This window comes from Tsuneonella sediminis, assembly GCF_051912845.1.
Lineage (GTDB): Bacteria > Pseudomonadota > Alphaproteobacteria > Sphingomonadales > Sphingomonadaceae > Tsuneonella > Tsuneonella sediminis.
In genome coordinates this window covers 422,156-441,161 of record NZ_JBNCBU010000001.1, presented here as the reverse complement: position 1 = coordinate 441,161, position 19,006 = coordinate 422,156, and the positions used below count along the sequence as shown (strand labels likewise).

Here is a 19,006-nt window from a genome sequence, read left to right as displayed (position 1 = left end):
TCAGGCTTCTGGCAGGAAGTCGGGGACCGACAGGTAACGCTCTCCAGTGTCGTAGTTGAAACCCAGAACGCGCGATCCGGCGTCGATCTCGGGCAATTTGGCTGCGATCGCCGCTAGCGTCGCGCCGCTCGATATTCCGACAAGGAGGCCCTCTTCGGCCGCGCAGCGGCGAGCCATGTCCTTCGCAGCGTCGGCATCCACCTGAACCGCGCCGTCGATGGCCCGGGTATGCAGGTTTCCCGGGATGAAACCGGCCCCGATGCCCTGGATTGGATGGGGCCCCGGCTGCCCGCCCGAAATCACAGGAGAAAGCGCCGGCTCGACGGCGTAGGCCTTCATCGCAGGCCACTCCGCCTTGAGAACTTCCGCGCACCCGGTCAGGTGGCCTCCAGTTCCAACGCCGGTAATCAGTAAGTCGATCGGCGTGTCGGCGAAGTCGGCGATGATCTCGCGCGCAGTGGTGCGTGCATGGACGGCGACGTTCGCCGGATTCTCGAATTGCTGGGGCATCCATGCCCCCGGCGTCGATGCCACAAGCTCGCTTGCCCGTTCGAGCGCGCCCTTCATGCCCTTTTCCTTGGGCGTCAGGTCGAACGTCGCGCCGTAGGCAAGCATCAGCCGCCGCCGTTCAAGGCTCATGCTCTCCGGCATGACGAGCACGAGCTTGTAGCCCTTGACCGCGGCGACCATCGCGAGGCCGATCCCGGTGTTCCCGCTTGTCGGTTCGATGATCGTGCCGCCGGGCTTGAGAGCGCCCGATTTTTCCGCATCCTCCACCATGGACAGCGCGATGCGATCCTTGATCGATCCCCCCGGATTGGTGCGCTCGCTCTTCACCCAGACCTCGTGATCGGGAAACATGCGTGCCAGGCGGATATGCGGAGTGTTGCCGATGGTGGCGAGGACGCTGTCGGCTTTCATGGGGTGGCCTCCTGGGGTTGAGTGTTCTTCGATGGTGCCTCCGGATCGAAGGTCTTGGCAAGCCTGAGTTCGGGAAAGAGCCGGGCCCAGGCGATAGTGATGCCGATTGCTGCCACTGCGCCGATCACGACGGCCGCGACGGGGCCGATCAGCGATGCGAGGAGCCCGGACTCGGTCTCGCCCAGCTCGTTCGAAGCCGAAATCGTCAGCGCTGAGACGGCACCCACTCGTCCCCGCATCTCGTCAGGGGTGTGCAGCTGAATGAGCGATTGGCGGACATATACCGATACCATGTCGGCAGCGCCGGCCACGATCAGCGCGATGAGGCTGAGCCAGAAGTGCGTGGACAGGCCGAAGGTCAGGATCGCCAGCGCGAAAAGGATGACCGCACCGATCATCTTCAGGCCGACCTCGGTCTTCATCGGGTAGACCGAGAACCAGATTGAAGCCGAGGTGGCGCCGATCCCCATTCCGGCGGCGAGCAGGCCGAACCCGTCGGCCCCGACATGCAGGATGTCGCGGGCAAAGACCGGGAGCAGCGCCGTGGCTCCGGCGAACAACACGACAAACAGGTCGAGCGTGATGGTCGCCAGGACGAGCCGGTTGTCGCGCACGTATCGGAAGCCGTCGATCACCCGGTGAATGGGCCGGCGGTCCTTCTGAACCGGCGGCTGCGGCACGGGCGAGATGAGGAATATGAGAAGGAGCGACAGCCCGAGCATCGCCGATATCGACAGGTACGCAAGATCGGGATGGATCGCGTAAAGCACCCCTCCGACGCTGGGGCCCGCAATCATGCCCACTTGCCACGCCATCGAACTGACCGCGATCGCGGTCGGGAGCGTTTCGCGGGGGACGAGGTTGGGGGCAAGCGCGGAGTAGGCCGGCCCCGAGAACGCACGCGCGATGCCGACGACCATGGCTGCGATGAACAGGAACGGAAGGGTTAGTTGTCCACTCCAGGTCAGGTAGCCCAGCATCGCGGCGTTGAGGGTGAGCAGCAGGGTGGTCCAGCGGACGATCCACCGCCGGTCGAAGGTGTCGGCGATAAGCCCTACGACAGGGGTGAGAAGGAACAACGGCACGAACTGGACTAGTCCGATCATGCCCAGCAGGAACGCGGATTCCTTGATGTCCATCGTCTGGCGCGCGAGCGCATAGACCTGCCACCCGATAATGATCGCCTGGGCGCTAACCGCGATCGTGCCGAGCAGGCGCGACAGGAAATAGGCCCGGAAATTGGCGATCCGGATCGGGTGGGGGTGGGCTTTCACAGAGCGCGCCATGACAGGCGGCCCAGCGCTTGCCAAGCAAGCGCTTCGCTCTGATCGCTAACGAAAACTTGGCCCTAAGGGCCGGGTTTAGCGTGCGCGCCGCAAACGTGGATTGGGCTGGAGGGTCTCGATGATCCGTACGAAATCGTCCAGCCGGATGATCCGCTCGAACTGGAAGCCGGCGCGTTCGTCGCGGGTCCAGATGACGTAAGCTTCTATCCGCCCGACTTCGGGCAGGCGGATGATGACCCGGTCACCTCGCGCCAGACCCTTTGCGTCGTCGACCATGAATCCGTGGGCAGACAGGTTCGCCACATGCAGCTTGAGGTCGCCGTGTACCTGGTGTTCGGCAATGACCGGATAATCGACCGGATGCCGCGCGGCGCGGCGCAGATCGGTTACCGAAAGCTGGGCTCCGACAGACACTGAACCACGACCCTCCCGTTGCGTGTGGACGGGGGACCTGATGCATCACAAACGCTGATATTGGGTTAAAGCGCGCCTGTTATGTCAGGATGCCGTGACGCTTCTTGCCCAGGCTGACACGTCCGGGCCGCGCCGCCGCCGTGGGATCGTCCACCAGTTCGCCATCCAATTTCACCGCGCCCTCGGCGATCTTGCGCTTCGCCTCCCCGTTCGATGCCGTGAAGCCGATCGCGGTGAGCGCCGCTGCGAACGTCATTCCCGGGTCCAGCGCCAGGTTTGGAAGATCCTCGCCCGCTCCGCCACCGGCGAATGTCGTCGCTGCGGTGGCTTCGGCCGAGCGCGCCGCCTCCGGTCCCCGAACGAGGCGGGTAACCTCGTTCGCTAGCACGACCTTCGCGGTGTTGATCTCGGCGCCCTCCATCTCTTCCAGGCGCGCGATCTCCTCGAGCGGAAGATCGGTGAACAAACGCAGGAAGCGACCGACATCGCGATCGTCGACGTTGCGCCAGTACTGCCAGAAGTCGTAGCTCGGAAGCTCTTGCTCGTTAAGCCACACCGCCCCGGCCGCGGTCTTGCCCATCTTGGCGCCATCGGCGGTCGTAAGGAGCGGGGTGGTGACCCCGAACAATTCGCGCCCTTCCATCCGCCGCGAAAGTTCCATCCCGTTCACGATGTTGCCCCATTGGTCGCTTCCGCCCATCTGCAAGCGACAGTCGTACCGGCGAGCCAACTCGAGAAAGTCGTACGCTTGCAGGATCATGTAATTGAATTCGAGGAACGTCAGCGGTTGCTCGCGCTCGAGCCGCAGCTTGACCGAATCGAAAGTCAGCATGCGGTTGATCGTGAAATGTGGGCCGACGTCGCGCAGCAGATCGACATAGCCAAGACCGCTCAGCCATTCGTCGTTGTCGACCATGACCGCCCCGGTGGGGCCGTCGTCGAACCGCAGCAGGCGTTCGAAGACGGTCCGGATCGATGCGATGTTTTCACGGATGGTGTCAGCAGTGAGCAGCTTGCGCGACTCGTCCTTGCCCGAGGGATCGCCGACCTTCGTGGTGCCGCCGCCCATGACGACGATCGGCTTGTGCCCGGCCTGCTGGAGCCGGCGCAGCATCATGATCTGCACCAGGCTGCCCACGTGGAGCGAAGGAGCGGTTGCGTCGAAGCCGATGTATCCCGGCACGATCCGGCGTTCGGCAAGGGCATCCAGCCCTGCAGGGTCGGTGATCTGGTGGACATAACCGCGCTCGTCGAGCAGGCGCAGAAGATCGGATTTGTACTGGCTCATCGCGGGCGGGCGGTTAGCACGGGGACGTGGACATGCAAACGCATCGGTTGACTGCGCATCCTGCGCATCCCCCCAAGAGGGTGACCGGCATTGAAGCGCGCGTGATCGGACTCGATGCCGATTGGCTTCGCGTCCGGTGGAGAATCGACGGCGCGCAAGCCCTGGTCATTCCGGCCTTTGCCGGGCGAGGACGAGCCGATGGCTTGTGGAAGACCACCTGCTTCGAGCTTTTCCTGCGCCCGGAAGGCAGCAAAGCCTACACCGAATTGAACCTGTCGCCGTCCGAGCGGTGGGCGGCATACGATTTCGCCTCGTACCGTAGCGGCATGAAGGACCGCCCGGCTTCGCGAGAGCCCGCTTGCACGATGCGGGTCGGCAGCACCTTTGCGATTTTCGACGCGGCGATCCCGGTCGATAGCCTCCCGCGCTTACCGGTGGCCGCCAGTTTCGCGTGCGTGATCGAGGAGGAGGGCGGAGAACTGAGCTACTGGGCCGGCGCGCACCCCTCTGCCAAGCCCGATTTCCACGACCCCGCTTGCTTCACCGCCGCGCTTGGGCCACCGCCGCGCTCATGAAATTCGGTATCGACCGGCTGCTCAGCGAGCCGGCCCTCTCGCAGGCGCTCAACGGACGGCGAGTCGCGCTCGTCGCCCACCCGGCTTCGGTCACCTCCGGTCTTGTCCACAGCCTCGATGCGCTGATCGAAGCCGGGGTCAACGTGACCAGCGCATTCGGACCGCAGCACGGCCTGAAAGGCGACAAGCAGGACAACATGGTTGAAACCGCGGACGAGACCGATCCGCATTATGGAATTCCCGTATTCAGCCTGTACGGCGAGGTCCGGCGGCCCACGGGCCAGATGATGAGCACCGCGGACGTGTTCCTCTTCGACCTCCAGGACTTGGGTTGCCGCATCTACACGTTCGTGACCACGCTGCTCTACCTGCTCGAGGCAGCCGCCGATCACGGCAAGGAAGTGTGGGTGCTCGACCGCCCCAATCCTGCCGGGCGTCCGATCGAGGGGACTCTTTTGCAGCCGGGTCACGAGAGCTTCGTCGGCGCCGCCGAGATGCCGATGCGGCATGGCCTGACGATGGGTGAAATGGGCCACTGGTTCATTCGCCGGTTCGGTCTGGATGTCGAATACCGGGTGATCGACATGCACCATTGGCTGCCCGAGGCAGGACCGGGCTTCGGTTGGCCGACCGATCGCGTCTGGATCAATCCAAGTCCGAACGCCGCCGGCATCAACATGGCGCGCGCCTACGCCGGGACTGTCATGCTCGAAGGGACCAACCTCAGCGAAGGTCGCGGGACGACGCGCCCGCTCGAGGTGCTTTTCGGGGCACCCGATCTAGACGGTGCGAAAGTTCTGGCGGAAATGACGCGCATAGCGCCGGCGTGGCTGGCTGGGTGCGCCCTGCGTCCCTGCTGGTTCGAGCCGACATTCCATAAACACGTGGGAAAGCTGTGCGGCGGGCTGATGATCCACGCCGAGCACGGCTTTTACGACCACGATGCGTTTCGTCCGTGGCGATTGCAGGCGCTCGCATTCAAGGCCATCCGTACCCTCCATTCGAACTACGACCTTTGGCGCGACTTCCCTTACGAATATGTCTTCGACCGGCTGGCGATCGACGTCATCAACGGCGGTCCCACATTGCGTGAATGGGTGGATGATCCTTCTGCATCTCCTGAAGATCTCGAACGGCTCGCCCGGGCGGACGAGGACCACTGGCGGGAGAGCGTAACCGATTGCCTGCTTTATTGACCGGGCATACCGTTTTTTTCGCTTGACCCGGAAAGGGCGGTAACAGACGCTCTCGTCAAGACGGCCATCATGCCGCGACGAGAGGATGGACTATGGCCAGTGCACCGGCGCAGACGGCTGCGCAGCGAGGAGTTTCGGCGACGCTCTGGATCCTCCTCGTCGTCTATATCTTCAATTTCCTCGATCGACAGATCGTCAACATCCTTGCCGAGCCGATCGCGCGGGATCTCGACCTCTCCGACACCCAGATCGGCTTAATGACGGGCCTGGCGTTTGCACTGTTCTACACGGTCCTGGGCTTGCCGATCGCGCGTTACGCCGACCGGCCGACGACCAACCGGTCGCGGCTGATCGCCCTGGCGCTGGCGCTCTGGTCGGCAATGACCGCGCTGTGCGGCCTCGCACAGAATTTCGTCCAGCTACTCCTCGCCCGGATCGGCGTGGGCGTGGGCGAGGCGGGGTGCACCCCGGCGGCGCATTCGCTGATTTCAGACATCGTGCCCAAGGAACGGCGCGCTTCGGCGCTTGCGTTCTATGCGCTTGGAATTCCGATCGGCACGTTGCTCGGCATGATAATCGGTGGGCTGCTTGCGGACATCGTGGGATGGCGACTGGCCTTCGTCGTTGTCGGCGTCCCGGGCGTCCTGCTCGCAGTGGTGGTGGTTTCGCTCCTGAAGGATCCCCGGCTCGGCGGAAGGGCGGACCTTGCCCCGGCCGAACCTGACGCCACGGTTCCGGGCAAGGCGCTTCATCTGCGGGTTCGCGAAATGCTATCGCCGATCCTCGGGTCACGCGCGATGGTGCTGCTTCTAATCGCCGCATCGAGCGCGTCGTTCCTTAGTTACGGCAAGACCACCTGGGCGACGATCTTCTTCCAGCGGACGCACGATCTGTCGCCCGGCGAAGTCGGTCTCTATTTCGGCATAATAAATGGGGTCGCGGGCATCGCCGGAACCATACTCGGCGGCAAGATCGCCGACCGCTGGGGCGCAACCAATCGCCGGCACGTGTTGACCGCGCCGGCAATCGGCATGGCGGTTGCGGCTCCCATTGCCTATTTCGGCTATGCGGCGGCCGACTGGCGCATGGCGCTCGCCTTGCTCTTCGTGCCTACGTTGCTGAACTCGCTCTATTATGGTCCGACCTATTCCAGCGCGCAGGGACTGGTCCCGCTCCGGTCGCGGGCAATGGCAGCCGCCGTTCTACTGTTCTTTCAGAACCTTATCGGACTCGGATTTGGTCCACTGCTGTTCGGAATGCTGTCGGACTGGATCAAGCCAAGCTTCGGCGACGATAGCGTCCAGGTCGTGCTCTACACGGCGACGGCCCTGGGCTTGCTCCCTGCCTTCTTCTTCTGGCGGTGCAGTCTTCGATTGAACAGCGAACTCGACAAGACCTGACGCGCTGAACAGCGCCTGCCCGCGACGCGTCCGGCTGCCCGTCCTAACCCTGTTTCCGGCTCAGTTCGCGCATCGCATCGTCGAGGCCGTCGAGCGTAAGCGGATACATTCGGTCATTGACGAGCTGCTTCATCAGCTTCGTCGACTGCGAATAGCCCCATTGCTGTTCGGGCACCGGATTGAGCCAAACGGTCGCCGGATAGGTGTTGGTAACCCGCTGCATCCACACCGCGCCGGCTTCCTCGTTCATGTGTTCGACGCTGCCTCCCGGATGCGTGATCTCGTAGGGACTCATCGCCGCATCCCCGACAAACACGATCTTGTAGTCGTGGCCGAACTTGTGAAGCACGTCCCACGTCTTGGTCCGCTCCGCCCACCGGCGCCGATTGTCCTTCCAGACCCCTTCGTAAAGGCAGTTGTGGAAGTAGAAGAATTCGAGGTTCTTGAACTCCGCCGTCGCTGCACTGAACAGTTCCTCCACGAGCCGGATGAACGGGTCCATTGAGCCGCCGACGTCGAGAAAGAGCAAGAGTTTCACGGCGTTGTGGCGTTCGGGCCGCATATGGATGTCCAGCCAGCCCTGCTTTGCTGTACCTTCGATCGTGGCCTCGAGGTCGAGTTCGTCTGCGGCGCCCTCGCGCGCGAAGCGGCGTAGGCGCCTGAGCGCCATCTTGATGTTGCGGGTACCAAGCTCGCGCGTGTTGTCGAGGTTCCTGAATTCGCGCTTTTCCCAGACCTTGAGCGCGCGCTTGTGCTTGCTTTCGCCGCCGATGCGCACGCCTTCCGGATTGTAGCCCCCGTGGCCGAACGGGCTCGTACCGCCGGTCCCGATCCACTTGTTACCGCCTTCGTGGCGTTTCTGCTGTTCCTCGAGCCGCTTCTTCAGGGTCTCCATTATCTCGTCCCACGAGCCGAGGGACTTGATCGCCTCCATCTCTTCGGGGGAGAGAAACTTCTCGGCGACGGCTTTCAACCAGACTTCCGGAATTTCGACCTGTTTCTGCCCGTAATCGGTCAGGATGCCCTTGAAGACCTTCTGGAACACCTGGTCGAAACGGTCGATCAATCCCTCGTCCTTAACGAAGGTCGCTCGGCTGAGGTAGTAGAACGCCTCGGGCGTCTGGTCGATGACATCCCTGTCGAGCGCCTCGAGCAGCGTCAGGTGCTCCTTGAAGCTTGCGGGAATTCCCGCTGCGCGGAGTTCGTCGACGAAGTTGAAGAACATGGCCGCTGCATATCGCGGGCAGAGCAATGACGCCAGCGCGACCAGCGCAGGTTTTCCGCCTGGCCCTTAAAGCTTCACTAACCATGCCCTCCTATGTCGCACGAGACAGGGTTGCGAACAGGGGACGTATGGAACACACCGCCATCGACAATGCCATGGGACAGGGCATCGACCGCATTTCGGCAAGCTGCGGCGATGTAACGGTCGGCTGCACCGATGTGGCCGGCATCATCCATTCGGTGATGGTGTCATCGGAGCGCCTTCGGGAAGAACATTCTGCACTGCAGAAGACCGTCTCCGCTCTCGAGCACGATCAGATGAGAGTCGCCCAGGCCAGCGACGAGGCGCGCCTCCTTTCCGAACGCGCGATCGAGCGGTTGGGGGAGGGATCGACGCTGATCCAGTCGTCGCTAGACCAGATCACCGAACTGCTCGAGCTCGTCGAGACGCTGACCCAGCACGTCACAGGGTTTGCGGCTGCCATGGCGCAGGTGCGATCCAGCGCACAGGAAATCGACCAGATTGCCGAGACCACGAATATCCTTGCGCTCAACGCCACCATCGAGGCGATGCGGGCAGGCGACGCGGGGCGCACGTTCGCGGTCGTCGCTAACGAGGTGAAGAGCCTAGCAAGCGACACGCGCCGTGCGACCGAGGAAATCGGCCGCACTATCGACACCCTGGGTGCGGAAGCCGACGAGGTGATCGCAAAGATCGAGCGCGGCGGCAAGAAGAGCGGCGAGGCGAAAGTCTCGGTCGGCCAGATCCAGCACACGATGCGCTCGGTCAATGAACTGATCGTCGAGGTGGACGGACAGAACGACCAGATCACGCGCGCCACGGCAACCATCAGCGATCACGTCAACGGGGTGCAGGCAATGCTCGACTCGTTCGACCATGCGGCGGTCGATAACGAGGAAAAACTGGCGAAAGCGCATCAGCGGATTGAGGAACTCGAGCTCACGGCGAGTGCGATGTTCGACGAGATCGTCAAGGCCGGCCTCTCGCCCCGGGACAGCATGATGGTCGATAAGGCGCAAGGTTTCGCGCGCGAGATTGTCGCGATAGCCGAGGCGGCAATCGCCGAGGGCAAGCTGTCGACGTCAGACCTGTTCGACCAGAACTATCGCGAAGTACCGAACAGCAACCCGCCACGCTTCCGGACCGCGTTGAGCGACTGGGCCGACAGGCACTGGCGCCCGGTAAACGACCGGCTGCTGGCGGAAGGAGGTCCGGTGAAGATGTGCAGCCAGGCGGACATGCGCGGTTTCCTGCCGACACATGTAAGCGACCGTTCGCGCCAACCGACCGGCGACCTTGCGCACGATACGAAGTATTGCCGGAACGGGCGGATCCTGTTCGACGCGATCGATCGCAAGGCCAAGGAAAGCAGCGACGCCTACATGATGGCCGTTTACCGGCAAGAGGGCGACGGCACGACATACGAAGTCGTCCGCAACGTCTACGTGCCGCTGGTGATCAACGGGCGGAGATGGGGCGACTTCGAGCTCGCATACGTCCTCTAGGAAACTCTATCGCGCCAGGCGCAGGCGGATGTGGTCGAACGTCGGGCCGTACAGGCGCTGGTGGAACTGTACTCCGACATACCCGCCTTCCTGCCACCGGACCGTGGCGGGAAACGGCCCGATCGTTTCGATCCGCAATGTCAGTTCCATGCCGGGCAGGAGGCTGGAGAACTTGTCGAAGAAGCGGCAGCCAGTCTCCGAGAGATCCTTGATCGGGACGTCGCGGCGAAGGCCCGTCCCCGTGCGATAATGTCCCCAGACTTCCAGCGAATGCCGGCCATCCTTCCGCGCATCGTCCATGCGACCGTTGCTCTCGTTTGCGACCCTTCTCCATCGCGTAGCGGCGCAGGACCGAAGATGCAAAGGCAGTCGGCCTACGTGCTAATCCTTATCAGGCGCCCTGGCGCCGCGCCATGAATGCCAGCCGTTCGAACAGCATCACGTCCTGCTCGTTCTTGAGCAGAGCGCCGTGAAGCGGCGGGATGGCCTTCGTCGGATCGCGGTCCTGCAGGACCTCGAGCGGCATGTCCTCGTTGAGCAGCAGCTTGAGCCAGTCCAGCAATTCGCTTGTCGAGGGCTTCTTCTTCAGCCCGGGCACTTCGCGGATTTCGTAGAACACGTCCATCGCCTTGGTCACCAGCATTTTCTGGATGCCGGGGTAGTGCACCTCGATGATCTCGCGCATCGTGTCGCGGTCGGGGAACTTGATGTAATGGAAGAAGCACCGGCGCAGGAACGCGTCGGGCAGTTCCTTCTCGTTGTTCGACGTGATCACGACGATCGGGCGTTCCTTGGCCTCGATTGTCTCTTGCGTCTCGTAGACGTCGAACCGCATCCGGTCGAGTTCCTGGAGGAGGTCGTTGGGAAACTCGATGTCGGCCTTGTCGATTTCGTCGATCAGGAGCACCGGCAGCTGCTCCGAAGTGAACGCCTCCCACAGCTTGCCCCGCTTGATGTAGTTGCGAATGTCGTGGACGCGCTCTTCACCCAGTTGCCCGTCGCGCAGGCGCGCGACCGCGTCATATTCGTAGAGGCCCTGGTGCGCCTTGGTGGTCGATTTCACGTTCCATTCGATGAGGGGCGCATCGATCGCCTTGGCGATCTCGTAGGCGAGGACGGTCTTTCCGGTCCCGGGTTCGCCCTTGACCAGCAGGGGGCGGCGCAACGTGACCGCGGCGTTGACCGCGACCTTGAGGTCCTCGGTCGCGATATAACTGCTGGTGCCTTCGAAGCGATCGACCATGTCCGTTTCCCTGTGCAACTTTACGCGTGCGTTAAGGGCGCGCAGCCGAGAGGGCAAGGGGGGGGGGGCGTGGAATGCGGGGTGGGTCGCGAGCGTCCCAGCGCGCTTCACGCGTCGATCAGTTCCCGGTCAAGATCCCCGGCGTGATTCTGGATGAAGTTGAACCGGTGCTCGGGATTGCGGCCCATGAGTTGGTCGACGAGCTCCTTGATCGCATGCCGCTGTTCGTGCTCGGGCGGTAGCGTAATCCGGATCAGGCTCCGCGACTGCGGATTCATCGTGGTCTCGCGCAATTGCTGCGGGTTCATCTCTCCGAGGCCCTTGAAACGGCCAACCTCGACTTTCTTTCCCCTGAACACCGTCGCTTCGAGTTCGGCCCGATGCGCATCATCGCGGGCGTAAGCGCTCTCCTTGCCCGCGGTCAGCCGATACAGCGGCGGTTGGGCAAGGAAAAGGTGCCCGCGCCGCACGATGTCGGGCATCTCCTGGAAGAAATACGTCATGAGCAGTGTGGCGATATGCGCGCCGTCCACATCGGCGTCGGTCATGATGACGATGCGGTCATAGCGCAACTGGTCGGCGTTGCACTCCTTGCGGGTTCCGCACCCCAGCGCCAGCGCGAGATCGGCGATCTCGGAGTTTGCGCGGATCTTGTCGGGGCTGGCCGATGCGACGTTCAGGATCTTGCCGCGGATCGGCAGGATCGCTTGCGTCTTGCGGTCGCGCGCCTGTTTGGCGCTGCCGCCGGCGCTGTCGCCTTCGACGATGAACAGTTCGGTTTCGCCATCGCCTTCGCCGGTGCAGTCGGTCAGCTTGCCGGGCAGGCGAACTTTCTTGGCGTTGGTGGCGGTCTTGCGCTTGATCTCGCGCTCGGCCTTGCGCTTGAGCCGCTCGTCCATCCGCTCCATCACCGCGCCCAACAAGGCGCGGCCGCGCTCCATGTTGTCGCTCAGGAAGTGGTCGAAGTGGTCGCGTACGGCATTCTCGACGAGCCGTGCGGCTTCCGGAGAGGTCAGCCGGTCCTTGGTTTGCGACTGGAATTGCGGATCGCGGATGAACACGCTCAACATGACCTCGGCGCCGGTCATCACGTCGTCGGCCGAAATGTCCTTGGCCTTCTTCTGGCCGACGAGATCACCGAAAGCACGGATGCCCTTGGTCAGCGCGGCCCGCAGGCCCTGCTCGTGGGTTCCGCCGTCGGGTGTGGGCACGGTGTTGCAGTACCAGCTGAACGATCCGTCCGACCACAGCGGCCATGCGCCCGCCCATTCGACTCTACCCTGTTCCTCGGGGAAATCCTGCCTGCCGGTGAATGGCTGGGCGGTTACACACTCGCGACCGGCCGTCTGTTCGGCCAGGTGGTCGGCAAGGCCGCCGGGAAACTGGAACACCGCCTCCGCCGGTACATCGTCGCATGAAAGCGAAGGAGCGCATTTCCAGCGAATTTCCACCCCGGCATAGAGGTAGGCCTTCGAGCGGGCGAGCTTGAACAGGCGCTTTGGGGTGAACTGGCGATCGCCGAAGATTTCGGGATCCGGATGAAAAGTCACGGTGGTTCCGCGCCGGTTCGGGGTTGCGCCAAGCTTGCCGAGGGGGCCGGTCGGGACCCCTTTGGAAAACTCCTGCGCGAACAGTTCGCGATTGGTCGCGACCTCGACCCGCGTATGATCGCTCAGCGCGTTGACGACCGATACGCCGACACCGTGAAGGCCGCCGCTGGTCGCATAGGCCTTGCCCGAGAATTTGCCGCCCGAGTGCAGGGTGGTGAGGATTACCTCAAGTGCGGATTTCCCCGGGTACTTGGGATGGTCTCCGACCGGAATGCCGCGGCCATTGTCGCTGATGGTGAGCACGTTGCCTTCGGCGAGTTCGACCTCGATGCGATTGGCGTGTCCCGCGACCGCCTCGTCCATTGCATTGTCGAGAACTTCGGCAGCCAGATGATGGAGCGCGCGATCGTCGGTCCCGCCAATGTACATGCCGGGTCTCCGGCGCACCGGCTCGAGCCCTTCGAGCACCTCGATCGATGAGGCGTCGTAGTCGCCGCTAGTGGCGGCCGGTTTGGCGAACAGGTCGTCGGACATCGCTGGAGGCTATAGGCTGTCGATTCGCGCGCCTTCAAGCGCGGCGGCGAGTTATCGTCAGCCGCCGAACTTGGCGGGTGCCGGATCGACGATCGCAACCGTGCCGTCGCGGACCTCGCGCACTTCCATGGCTCGTTCGACCACACCGGAACGGTTGAAGCGGAAGGCGCCATCGAGGCCGAGGAACCCGCCTTCGTCGCGCAGTTTCGACGACGGGAAGCTGCGGCCGGGGCGCCAGTCTCTCGCGATACGCAGGGCGAGAAGGACCCCGTCGTAGCCGAGCGTGGACACGCGATAGGGCTGCCCCCCGAACCGGCCCTTGTAGCTGTCGGAGAATCGTCTGAACCGGGCGTCCGAAAGTGCCGAGAACCACGCACCGCGCAGGGCTGCGGTTCGCGTGACGTCGCTTTCCCCACTCCACAACTCGGTCCCGAGTATCCTGACAGAGCCCGCGCCCCGGGGTTTGATAACCGAAGCGGCCTGGCCTGCGAGGCGCGAACCATCCGCGATCAGCACGGTGTCGAACCCGCCGCGCTGCGATAGCCTGGTCGCCGCGCTGACGATGGAAGTGTTGCCCCGGGCGTAGGTTTCCGAGCCTGCAAACGTCCCTCCCGAATTGGCGACTGCGGTGCGAAACGCGGCGGCCGCACGCTGGCCGTACTCGCCCTCGGGGACGATTGCGGCGAAGGCCTTCGACCCGTGGCCCCGGGCATAGTTGACCGTACGCTCGATGGACTGTTCCGGGGCCTGTCCGAACACGAAAACGTCGGGCGACGCAACCTTGCTGTCGTTCGAAAAGGTGATCAGCGGAACATCCGCCGGACGCGCTTCGGCGAGAACCTGTGCCACGTCGTCCGACAGCAGCGGACCAAGGATCAGCTTGTTCCCTTCTGCGATCGCGCGCGCGGCCGCCGCGCGTGGGCTGCCGGCGGTGTCGTAGGTGGTGATGCGCAGGTTGTCCGCGTTCGTATCGAGGAGCGCCATCGTGGTGGCGTTGGCGATCGACTGGCCGACCGCTCCGTTCTGGCCGGACATCGGCACGAGCAAGGCGACCCTGTGACGTCCGTCATCGTTCGGCAGGGGCTGGACCACGGGCGACGAGGTCGGGGTGGGCGTCGGTGCGGGACCGGTCGGCGCGGGGCCTCCACCCGGAATGATCTTGCACCCCGCAAGCAGCATAGCCGCCCCGACTGCGAAGACCTTTCGCCGATCGATCCTTCCGATGTTCATGCTTGCCGCTCCCCGCGTCGCTGGTCCATGAGGCGCGCCGTGTCCCACCACTCGCCCGCAACCCTGTCGCCCGGCCTCTACATCGTGGCTACGCCGATTGGCAATCTTGGCGACATCACCTTGCGCGCGATCGATGTGCTGGGCCGCTGCGACGCGGTCGCGTGTGAGGATACGCGCGTCACCGGAAAATTGTTGAGGCATCTCGGTCTTTCGAAGCCGCTGTGGCGCTATGACGACCACACGAGCGACCGGGACCGCGCACGTCTGATCCAGGCGATGGAAACCCGCGCCGTCGCGCTCGTCAGCGACGCTGGAACGCCGCTGGTGTCCGACCCCGGCTACCGGCTGGTGCGCGAAGCCCGCGAGCGGGCCATCCAGGTCACCTCGATCCCCGGGCCATGTGCTGCGATCATGGGCCTCACATTGTCCGGACTCCCCAATGACCGGTTCCTGTTCGCCGGATTCCTCCCAGCCAAGGAAAAGGCCCGGACCGAAATGCTGACGGATCTCGGCGCTGTCCCCGCAACGCTGGTTTTCTATGAGACCGGACCGCGCCTGGCCAAGTCGCTCGCCGCAATCGCGGAGATACTCCCGGGACGCGAGGTCTCGGTGGCACGCGAAATGACCAAGCTGCACGAGGAATGCCGCTCCGGTTCCCCGCAGGAACTGGGCGCATGGTACCGAGCGCATCCCCCGAGGGGAGAGATCGTTCTTCTCGTAGGGCCTCCTGGAGATCAGCCAACCGGCGAGGCGGACGCCGACGCGCTGCTCGCGGATGCACTGACCACGCTCAAGCCGTCGCAGGCCGCGGCGCAGGTTGCAAAGGTAACGGGGATCGACCGCAAGGTGCTGTACGCGCGCGCGATGGACCTGCGCCGCTGATGACACGGCGCAGGGCAGAGGCGGCCGGGCGCCGGGGCGAGCTGGCGGCTGAACTGTATTTGCGCGCCAAAGGCTGGTCGGTGCTTGCGCGGCGCCGCAAGACACCTGTGGGGGAGATCGATCTGATTGTGCGCCGGGCAGGGACGATCGCTTTTGTCGAGGTCAAGTGGCGCAGCCGCAGCGAGGATCTTGCGCTGGCGATCGATGAATACCGCCTGCGCCGGGTGGCGGCGGCCGCCGAAGCCGTGGCACACGAATACGCGTCGAACGGAGAGGACATGCGGGTGGACGTGATCCTTCTTGCACCGGGCCGGCTACCGCATCACATCGTCAACGCCTGGCAACCATAGGGAAAAACAGCATGAGCCTGCGCGTCGCGGTCCAGATGGACCCGCTCGAGACCGTCAACATCGCCGGGGATTCAAGCTTCGCCCTCATGCTCAGCGCGCAGGAGCGCGGCTATGAAATATTTCACTACGACGTCGGCAGCCTCACGCTCGATGCCGACGATCGCCTGATCGCGCACGCGCGGCCCGTACGGGTCCGGCGCGTGAATGGTGACCATTTCACCTCCGGCGAGTTGCGCCGGCTCGACCTCGGGCGCGAAGTCGATGTCGTCCTGATGCGTCAGGACCCGCCATTTCACATGGGCTACATCACCGCGACGCACCTGCTCGAGCGGATCGAGGGGGAAACGCTGGTAGTCAACAATCCGCGCGCGGTCCGCAACGCGCCGGAAAAAGTCATGGTGCTCGATTACCGCGAGTTCATGCCGCCGACGCTCGTCACCCGCTCGGTCGACGAGGTTCGCGCATTCCAGCGTGAACACGGTGCCGTCGTGGTCAAGCCGATCCACGGCAACGGCGGCAAGGCGATCTTTCGCGTTCCTGCCGACGGCGACAATCTGTCTGCCCTGTTCGAGGTGTTCAACCAGACCTGGCCCGAACCACACATGGTCCAGCCGTTCCTTCCGGAAGTCGCGAGCGGTGACAAGCGGATCGTGCTCGTCGACGGCGAGGTGACCGGAGCGATCAACCGCAAGCCGGGAGAAGGGGAGTTCCGATCGAATCTGGCGGTGGGCGGCAGCGCCGAGGCGACCGAATTGACCGCACGAGAGAAGGAAATCTGCGCGGCGATGGGGCCACGCCTGAAAGAATTGGGCCTCATCTTTGTCGGCATCGATGTGATCGGCGGCGAGTGGCTGACCGAGATCAACGTTACCAGTCCGACCGGCATAGTCGTGATCGACAGGTTCAACGGGACCGACACTCCGGGCCGCATCTGGGACGCAATCGGCACCCGGCTGAAATAGAAAAAGGGCGCGAGCCTTGCGGCCCGCGCCCCCTATTCTATTCTTCGAGGCGAAGAGATCAGGCCTCGTCCGTGGCCTCGGAGCGTTCCTCGATCAGGTCCGCGGGGATCTCGCCCGGCTCCAGCGTCGGGTCGACGGCCTCGGTGAAGCCTTCGCTCTCGCTGCGCTCTTCCTCGGCCATCGCGCCGATCACGTCGACGCCCTGGCGCTGAAGTTCGGCTTCGTCGTCCGAACGGGCAACATTGGCCTTGACCGTGACCTGCACCTCAGGATGCAGCGCAATGGTGACGTCGTGAATGCCGAGCGTCTTGATCGGATGGCCCATTACGACCTGGCGTTTGTCGACCGTGTGGCCAGCAGCCTCGAGGCCCTGCACGACGTCCCGCACGTTGACCGAACCGTAGAGCTGGCCGGCGTTCGAGGACGAACGGATCAGTACGATCTCGGTCCCGTCGAGCTTCTCGCCAGCCTTCTCGGCGTCGGTACGGCGCTCCGCGTTTTCCTTTTCAAGGCGTTCACGGTTCGCTTCGTAGACCTTGCGGTTGGCCTCGTTGGCGCGCAGCGCCTTCTTCTGGGGCAGCAGGAAGTTGCGCGCGTAGCCGTCCTTGACGGTCACGACATCGCCCATCGCGCCGAGGTTCGCCACGCGTTCGAGGAGAATGATATCCATGTCGTCTCTCCTCCTACTTCACGATGTACGGCAGAAGGCCGATCTGGCGGGCACGCTTGATCGCGGTCGCCAGTTCACGCTGCTTCTTGGCCGAGACGGCGGTGATACGGCTCGGAACGATCTTGCCGCGCTCGGACATGAAGCCCTGGAGCAGGCGCACGTCCTTGTAATCGATCTTGGGCGCGTTCTTGCCCGAGAAGGGGCACGACTTGCGGCGGCGGAAAAACGGGCGGGCCATCAGTCACGCTCCTCGCGGTCGCGGCGCGACTTGCGGTCGCGGTCGCCCTTGCGCATCATCACGCTCGGGCCGGATTCGTGTTCATCGACGCGCACGGTCATGTAGCGGATCACGTCTTCGTTGATCCGGGTCTGGCGCTCGAGTTCGGCAACGACGGCACCGGGGCCTTCGATGTTGAGCAGGACGAAATGCGCCTTGCGGTTGCGGTCGATCTTGTAGGCGAGATTCTTGAGACCCCAGGTCTCGGTCTTGGTCACCTTGCCGTCGAGCTTTTCGACGATTTCGGTGGCCGTAGCGGCCAGTGCATCGACCTGAGCCTGGCTCAGGTCCTGGCGCGCGAGGAAAATGTGCTCATAAAGAGCCATAGCGCACGTCCTTTGTTGGTGCCGATCGCTGGCTTGTCCGTCCGGATGACGGGGCCCCTCCGGCTTTCTTCCATCCCTGCCCTGAAGCAGCGAAGGCGCGCACATAGCGCCATCGGGCACAAAAGCAAGCCTTGTGCGTCTGCGAACAGGCGGGCAGCGCCCGCGCAACTGGGAGAACGGCGTGCCCGGCGGACTGGTAGCACTGCTCGATGACATTTCGGTAATCGCCCGGGTCGCCGCGGCATCGATCGACGACGTGGGCGCCGCTGCTGGCAAGGCGGGCTCCAAGGCTGCTGGCGTCGTGATCGACGATGCGGCAGTCGCACCGACCTATGTCACCGGCATCGACCCGGCACGCGAACTGCCGATCATCGCAAAGATCACCACGGGGAGCCTGAAAAACAAGCTTCTGTTCCTGCTCCCCGGCGCCCTGCTGCTGAGCTGGTTTCTCCCCGAAGCGATCACCTACATACTGATCCTCGGCGGCAGCTACCTGTCCTACGAGGGCGCGGAGAAAGTCATCGAAAAAATCGGCGGCGAAAAGCATGGCAAGACTCTCGAGGACGTCATCGAGGACCCGGCGAAGTTCGAGCAGCAACGGATCGCGGGGGCGATCCGCACCGACCTGATCCTGTCGGCAGAGATCATGGCGATCTCGCTCAACGAGATCGCTGCCTTGACCGACAGTTTCTGGACGCGGGCGGCCGCTCTTGCCGCGGTCGCCATCGCCATTACGCTTATCGTTTACGGGGCCGTTGCGATCATCGTGAAGATGGACGACGTCGGCTTGCACTTGGCAGAGCGGGACTCCTCACATGTGCGCAAGGTTGGCTGTTTCCTTGTGCGGTCGATGCCGAAGGTCCTAGCCGCGCTTTCGCTGATCGGAACGATAGCCATGCTGTGGGTGGGCGGCGGGATACTGGTTCACAGCCTGCACGAGCTCGGGATCCACGCGCTCTCCGATCTTGCGCACGGGATCCAGCATTTCGTCGAAGAGGCGAGCGGCGGCCTGTCGGGCGTTTTCGGGTGGCTGACGTATGCCGCAGTCTCCGCCGCGGTGGGTTTGCTGCTCGGAAGCCTGATCGTGTTCGTCGTCCACAAGATCCTGCGGATCGGCCACGGTGGAGGCGAGGCGGCCGAGGTTCACTGAT

At 63.7% G+C, this 19,006-nt stretch carries 20 protein-coding genes; 8 read left to right on the top strand and 12 right to left on the bottom strand.

What is annotated here, in order from left to right; genetic code table 11:
• The 4 genes from cysK to tyrS form a co-directional block, all read right to left on the bottom strand.
• Nucleotides 1-921, bottom strand: coding sequence for a cysteine synthase A (gene cysK / locus ACPV3N_RS02235; RefSeq protein WP_440114043.1), 921 nt, complete (start codon nucleotides 919-921; stop codon nucleotides 1-3).
• Entirely contained in the window at nucleotides 918-2,207 is a 1,290-nt protein-coding gene (locus ACPV3N_RS02230; RefSeq protein WP_440114040.1) for an MFS transporter, read from the bottom strand. Before ACPV3N_RS02230 ends, cysK begins: the two co-directional genes overlap by 4 nt.
• A 75-nt stretch (nucleotides 2,208-2,282) precedes the next feature.
• A complete protein-coding gene (locus ACPV3N_RS02225; protein ID WP_440114037.1) occupies nucleotides 2,283-2,621 on the bottom strand; it encodes a PilZ domain-containing protein in 339 nt (112 codons plus the stop codon).
• Between the two features lie 79 nt (nucleotides 2,622-2,700).
• Complete coding sequence (gene tyrS / locus ACPV3N_RS02220; RefSeq protein WP_440114034.1) at nucleotides 2,701-3,909, bottom strand: tyrosine--tRNA ligase; 1,209 nt, start codon at nucleotides 3,907-3,909, stop codon at nucleotides 2,701-2,703.
• Nucleotides 3,910-3,989: 80 nt separating this feature from the next.
• Between tyrS and ACPV3N_RS02215 the strand changes: the two genes are divergently transcribed.
• The 3 genes from ACPV3N_RS02215 to ACPV3N_RS02205 all read left to right on the top strand — a co-directional run bounded on the left by ACPV3N_RS02215 (nucleotide 3,990) and on the right by ACPV3N_RS02205 (nucleotide 7,080).
• On the top strand, nucleotides 3,990-4,484 hold the full coding sequence (locus ACPV3N_RS02215) for a DOMON-like domain-containing protein (protein ID WP_440114032.1): 495 nt from the start codon (nucleotides 3,990-3,992) through the stop codon (nucleotides 4,482-4,484).
• The gene (locus tag ACPV3N_RS02210; RefSeq protein WP_440114029.1) at nucleotides 4,481-5,680 is read left to right on the top strand and encodes an exo-beta-N-acetylmuramidase NamZ family protein; all 1,200 of its coding nucleotides are present in this window, start codon (nucleotides 4,481-4,483) and stop codon (nucleotides 5,678-5,680) included. The genes ACPV3N_RS02215 and ACPV3N_RS02210 overlap by 4 nt, the downstream gene beginning before the upstream one ends.
• A 92-nt stretch (nucleotides 5,681-5,772) precedes the next feature.
• Nucleotides 5,773-7,080, top strand: coding sequence for a spinster family MFS transporter (locus ACPV3N_RS02205; protein WP_440114026.1), 1,308 nt, complete (start codon nucleotides 5,773-5,775; stop codon nucleotides 7,078-7,080).
• A 43-nt stretch (nucleotides 7,081-7,123) separates the two neighbouring features.
• Here the strand turns inward: ACPV3N_RS02205 and ACPV3N_RS02200 are convergent, their stop codons facing one another.
• The gene (locus tag ACPV3N_RS02200; RefSeq protein ID WP_440114023.1) at nucleotides 7,124-8,305 is read right to left on the bottom strand and encodes a vWA domain-containing protein; all 1,182 of its coding nucleotides are present in this window, start codon (nucleotides 8,303-8,305) and stop codon (nucleotides 7,124-7,126) included.
• A 128-nt stretch (nucleotides 8,306-8,433) separates the two neighbouring features.
• Here ACPV3N_RS02200 and ACPV3N_RS02195 point away from each other — a divergent pair, with 128 nt between their 5' ends.
• Entirely contained in the window at nucleotides 8,434-9,831 is a 1,398-nt protein-coding gene (locus ACPV3N_RS02195) for a methyl-accepting chemotaxis protein (protein WP_440114021.1), read from the top strand.
• A 6-nt stretch (nucleotides 9,832-9,837) separates the two neighbouring features.
• Here the strand turns inward: ACPV3N_RS02195 and ACPV3N_RS02190 are convergent, their stop codons facing one another.
• From ACPV3N_RS02190 to ACPV3N_RS02175, 4 genes are all read right to left on the bottom strand, one after another.
• A complete protein-coding gene (locus ACPV3N_RS02190; protein WP_440114018.1) occupies nucleotides 9,838-10,131 on the bottom strand; it encodes a PilZ domain-containing protein in 294 nt (97 codons plus the stop codon).
• A 91-nt stretch (nucleotides 10,132-10,222) separates the two neighbouring features.
• Nucleotides 10,223-11,074 carry an AAA family ATPase gene (locus tag ACPV3N_RS02185; RefSeq protein ID WP_440114015.1) on the bottom strand — a complete coding sequence of 284 codons (852 nt, stop codon included), beginning with the start codon at nucleotides 11,072-11,074 and terminating at the stop codon, nucleotides 10,223-10,225.
• A 107-nt stretch (nucleotides 11,075-11,181) separates the two neighbouring features.
• Nucleotides 11,182-13,158: a DNA topoisomerase IV subunit B gene (gene parE / locus ACPV3N_RS02180; RefSeq protein ID WP_440114012.1), complete on the bottom strand. Its 1,977-nt coding sequence runs from the start codon at nucleotides 13,156-13,158 to the stop codon at nucleotides 11,182-11,184.
• A gap of 57 nt (nucleotides 13,159-13,215) precedes the next feature.
• Entirely contained in the window at nucleotides 13,216-14,388 is a 1,173-nt protein-coding gene (locus ACPV3N_RS02175) for a penicillin-binding protein activator (protein ID WP_440114010.1), read from the bottom strand.
• Between the two features lie 39 nt (nucleotides 14,389-14,427).
• On the opposite strand from ACPV3N_RS02175, the gene rsmI reads away from it, so the two are divergent.
• The 3 genes from rsmI to gshB are packed head-to-tail and all read left to right on the top strand — an operon-like array spanning nucleotide 14,428 to nucleotide 16,582.
• Entirely contained in the window at nucleotides 14,428-15,270 is an 843-nt protein-coding gene (gene rsmI, locus ACPV3N_RS02170; RefSeq protein ID WP_440114008.1) for a 16S rRNA (cytidine(1402)-2'-O)-methyltransferase, read from the top strand.
• Nucleotides 15,270-15,620 (top strand): YraN family protein, encoded by a 351-nt coding sequence (locus ACPV3N_RS02165; protein ID WP_440114006.1) that lies wholly within the window; start codon nucleotides 15,270-15,272, stop codon nucleotides 15,618-15,620. Before rsmI ends, ACPV3N_RS02165 begins: the two co-directional genes overlap by 1 nt.
• 11 nt (nucleotides 15,621-15,631) lie before the next feature.
• A complete protein-coding gene (gene gshB / locus ACPV3N_RS02160) occupies nucleotides 15,632-16,582 on the top strand; it encodes a glutathione synthase (protein ID WP_440114003.1) in 951 nt (316 codons plus the stop codon).
• Nucleotides 16,583-16,640: 58 nt separating this feature from the next.
• Here gshB and rplI read toward each other — a convergent pair whose 3' ends face one another.
• From rplI to rpsF, 3 genes are read right to left on the bottom strand one after another with little or no spacing between them, the layout of a single operon-like run.
• Nucleotides 16,641-17,252 (bottom strand): 50S ribosomal protein L9, encoded by a 612-nt coding sequence (gene rplI, locus ACPV3N_RS02155; protein WP_440114000.1) that lies wholly within the window; start codon nucleotides 17,250-17,252, stop codon nucleotides 16,641-16,643.
• Between the two features lie 13 nt (nucleotides 17,253-17,265).
• The gene (gene rpsR, locus ACPV3N_RS02150; protein WP_067679293.1) at nucleotides 17,266-17,490 is read right to left on the bottom strand and encodes a 30S ribosomal protein S18; all 225 of its coding nucleotides are present in this window, start codon (nucleotides 17,488-17,490) and stop codon (nucleotides 17,266-17,268) included.
• Nucleotides 17,490-17,855: a 30S ribosomal protein S6 gene (rpsF, locus tag ACPV3N_RS02145; RefSeq protein ID WP_259960962.1), complete on the bottom strand. Its 366-nt coding sequence runs from the start codon at nucleotides 17,853-17,855 to the stop codon at nucleotides 17,490-17,492. The genes rpsR and rpsF overlap by 1 nt, the downstream gene beginning before the upstream one ends.
• Nucleotides 17,856-18,036: 181 nt before the next feature.
• Here rpsF and ACPV3N_RS02140 point away from each other — a divergent pair, with 181 nt between their 5' ends.
• Nucleotides 18,037-19,005 carry a DUF808 domain-containing protein gene (locus ACPV3N_RS02140; RefSeq protein WP_440117401.1) on the top strand — a complete coding sequence of 323 codons (969 nt, stop codon included), beginning with the start codon at nucleotides 18,037-18,039 and terminating at the stop codon, nucleotides 19,003-19,005.
• Nucleotide 19,006: the final 1 nt, after the last annotated feature.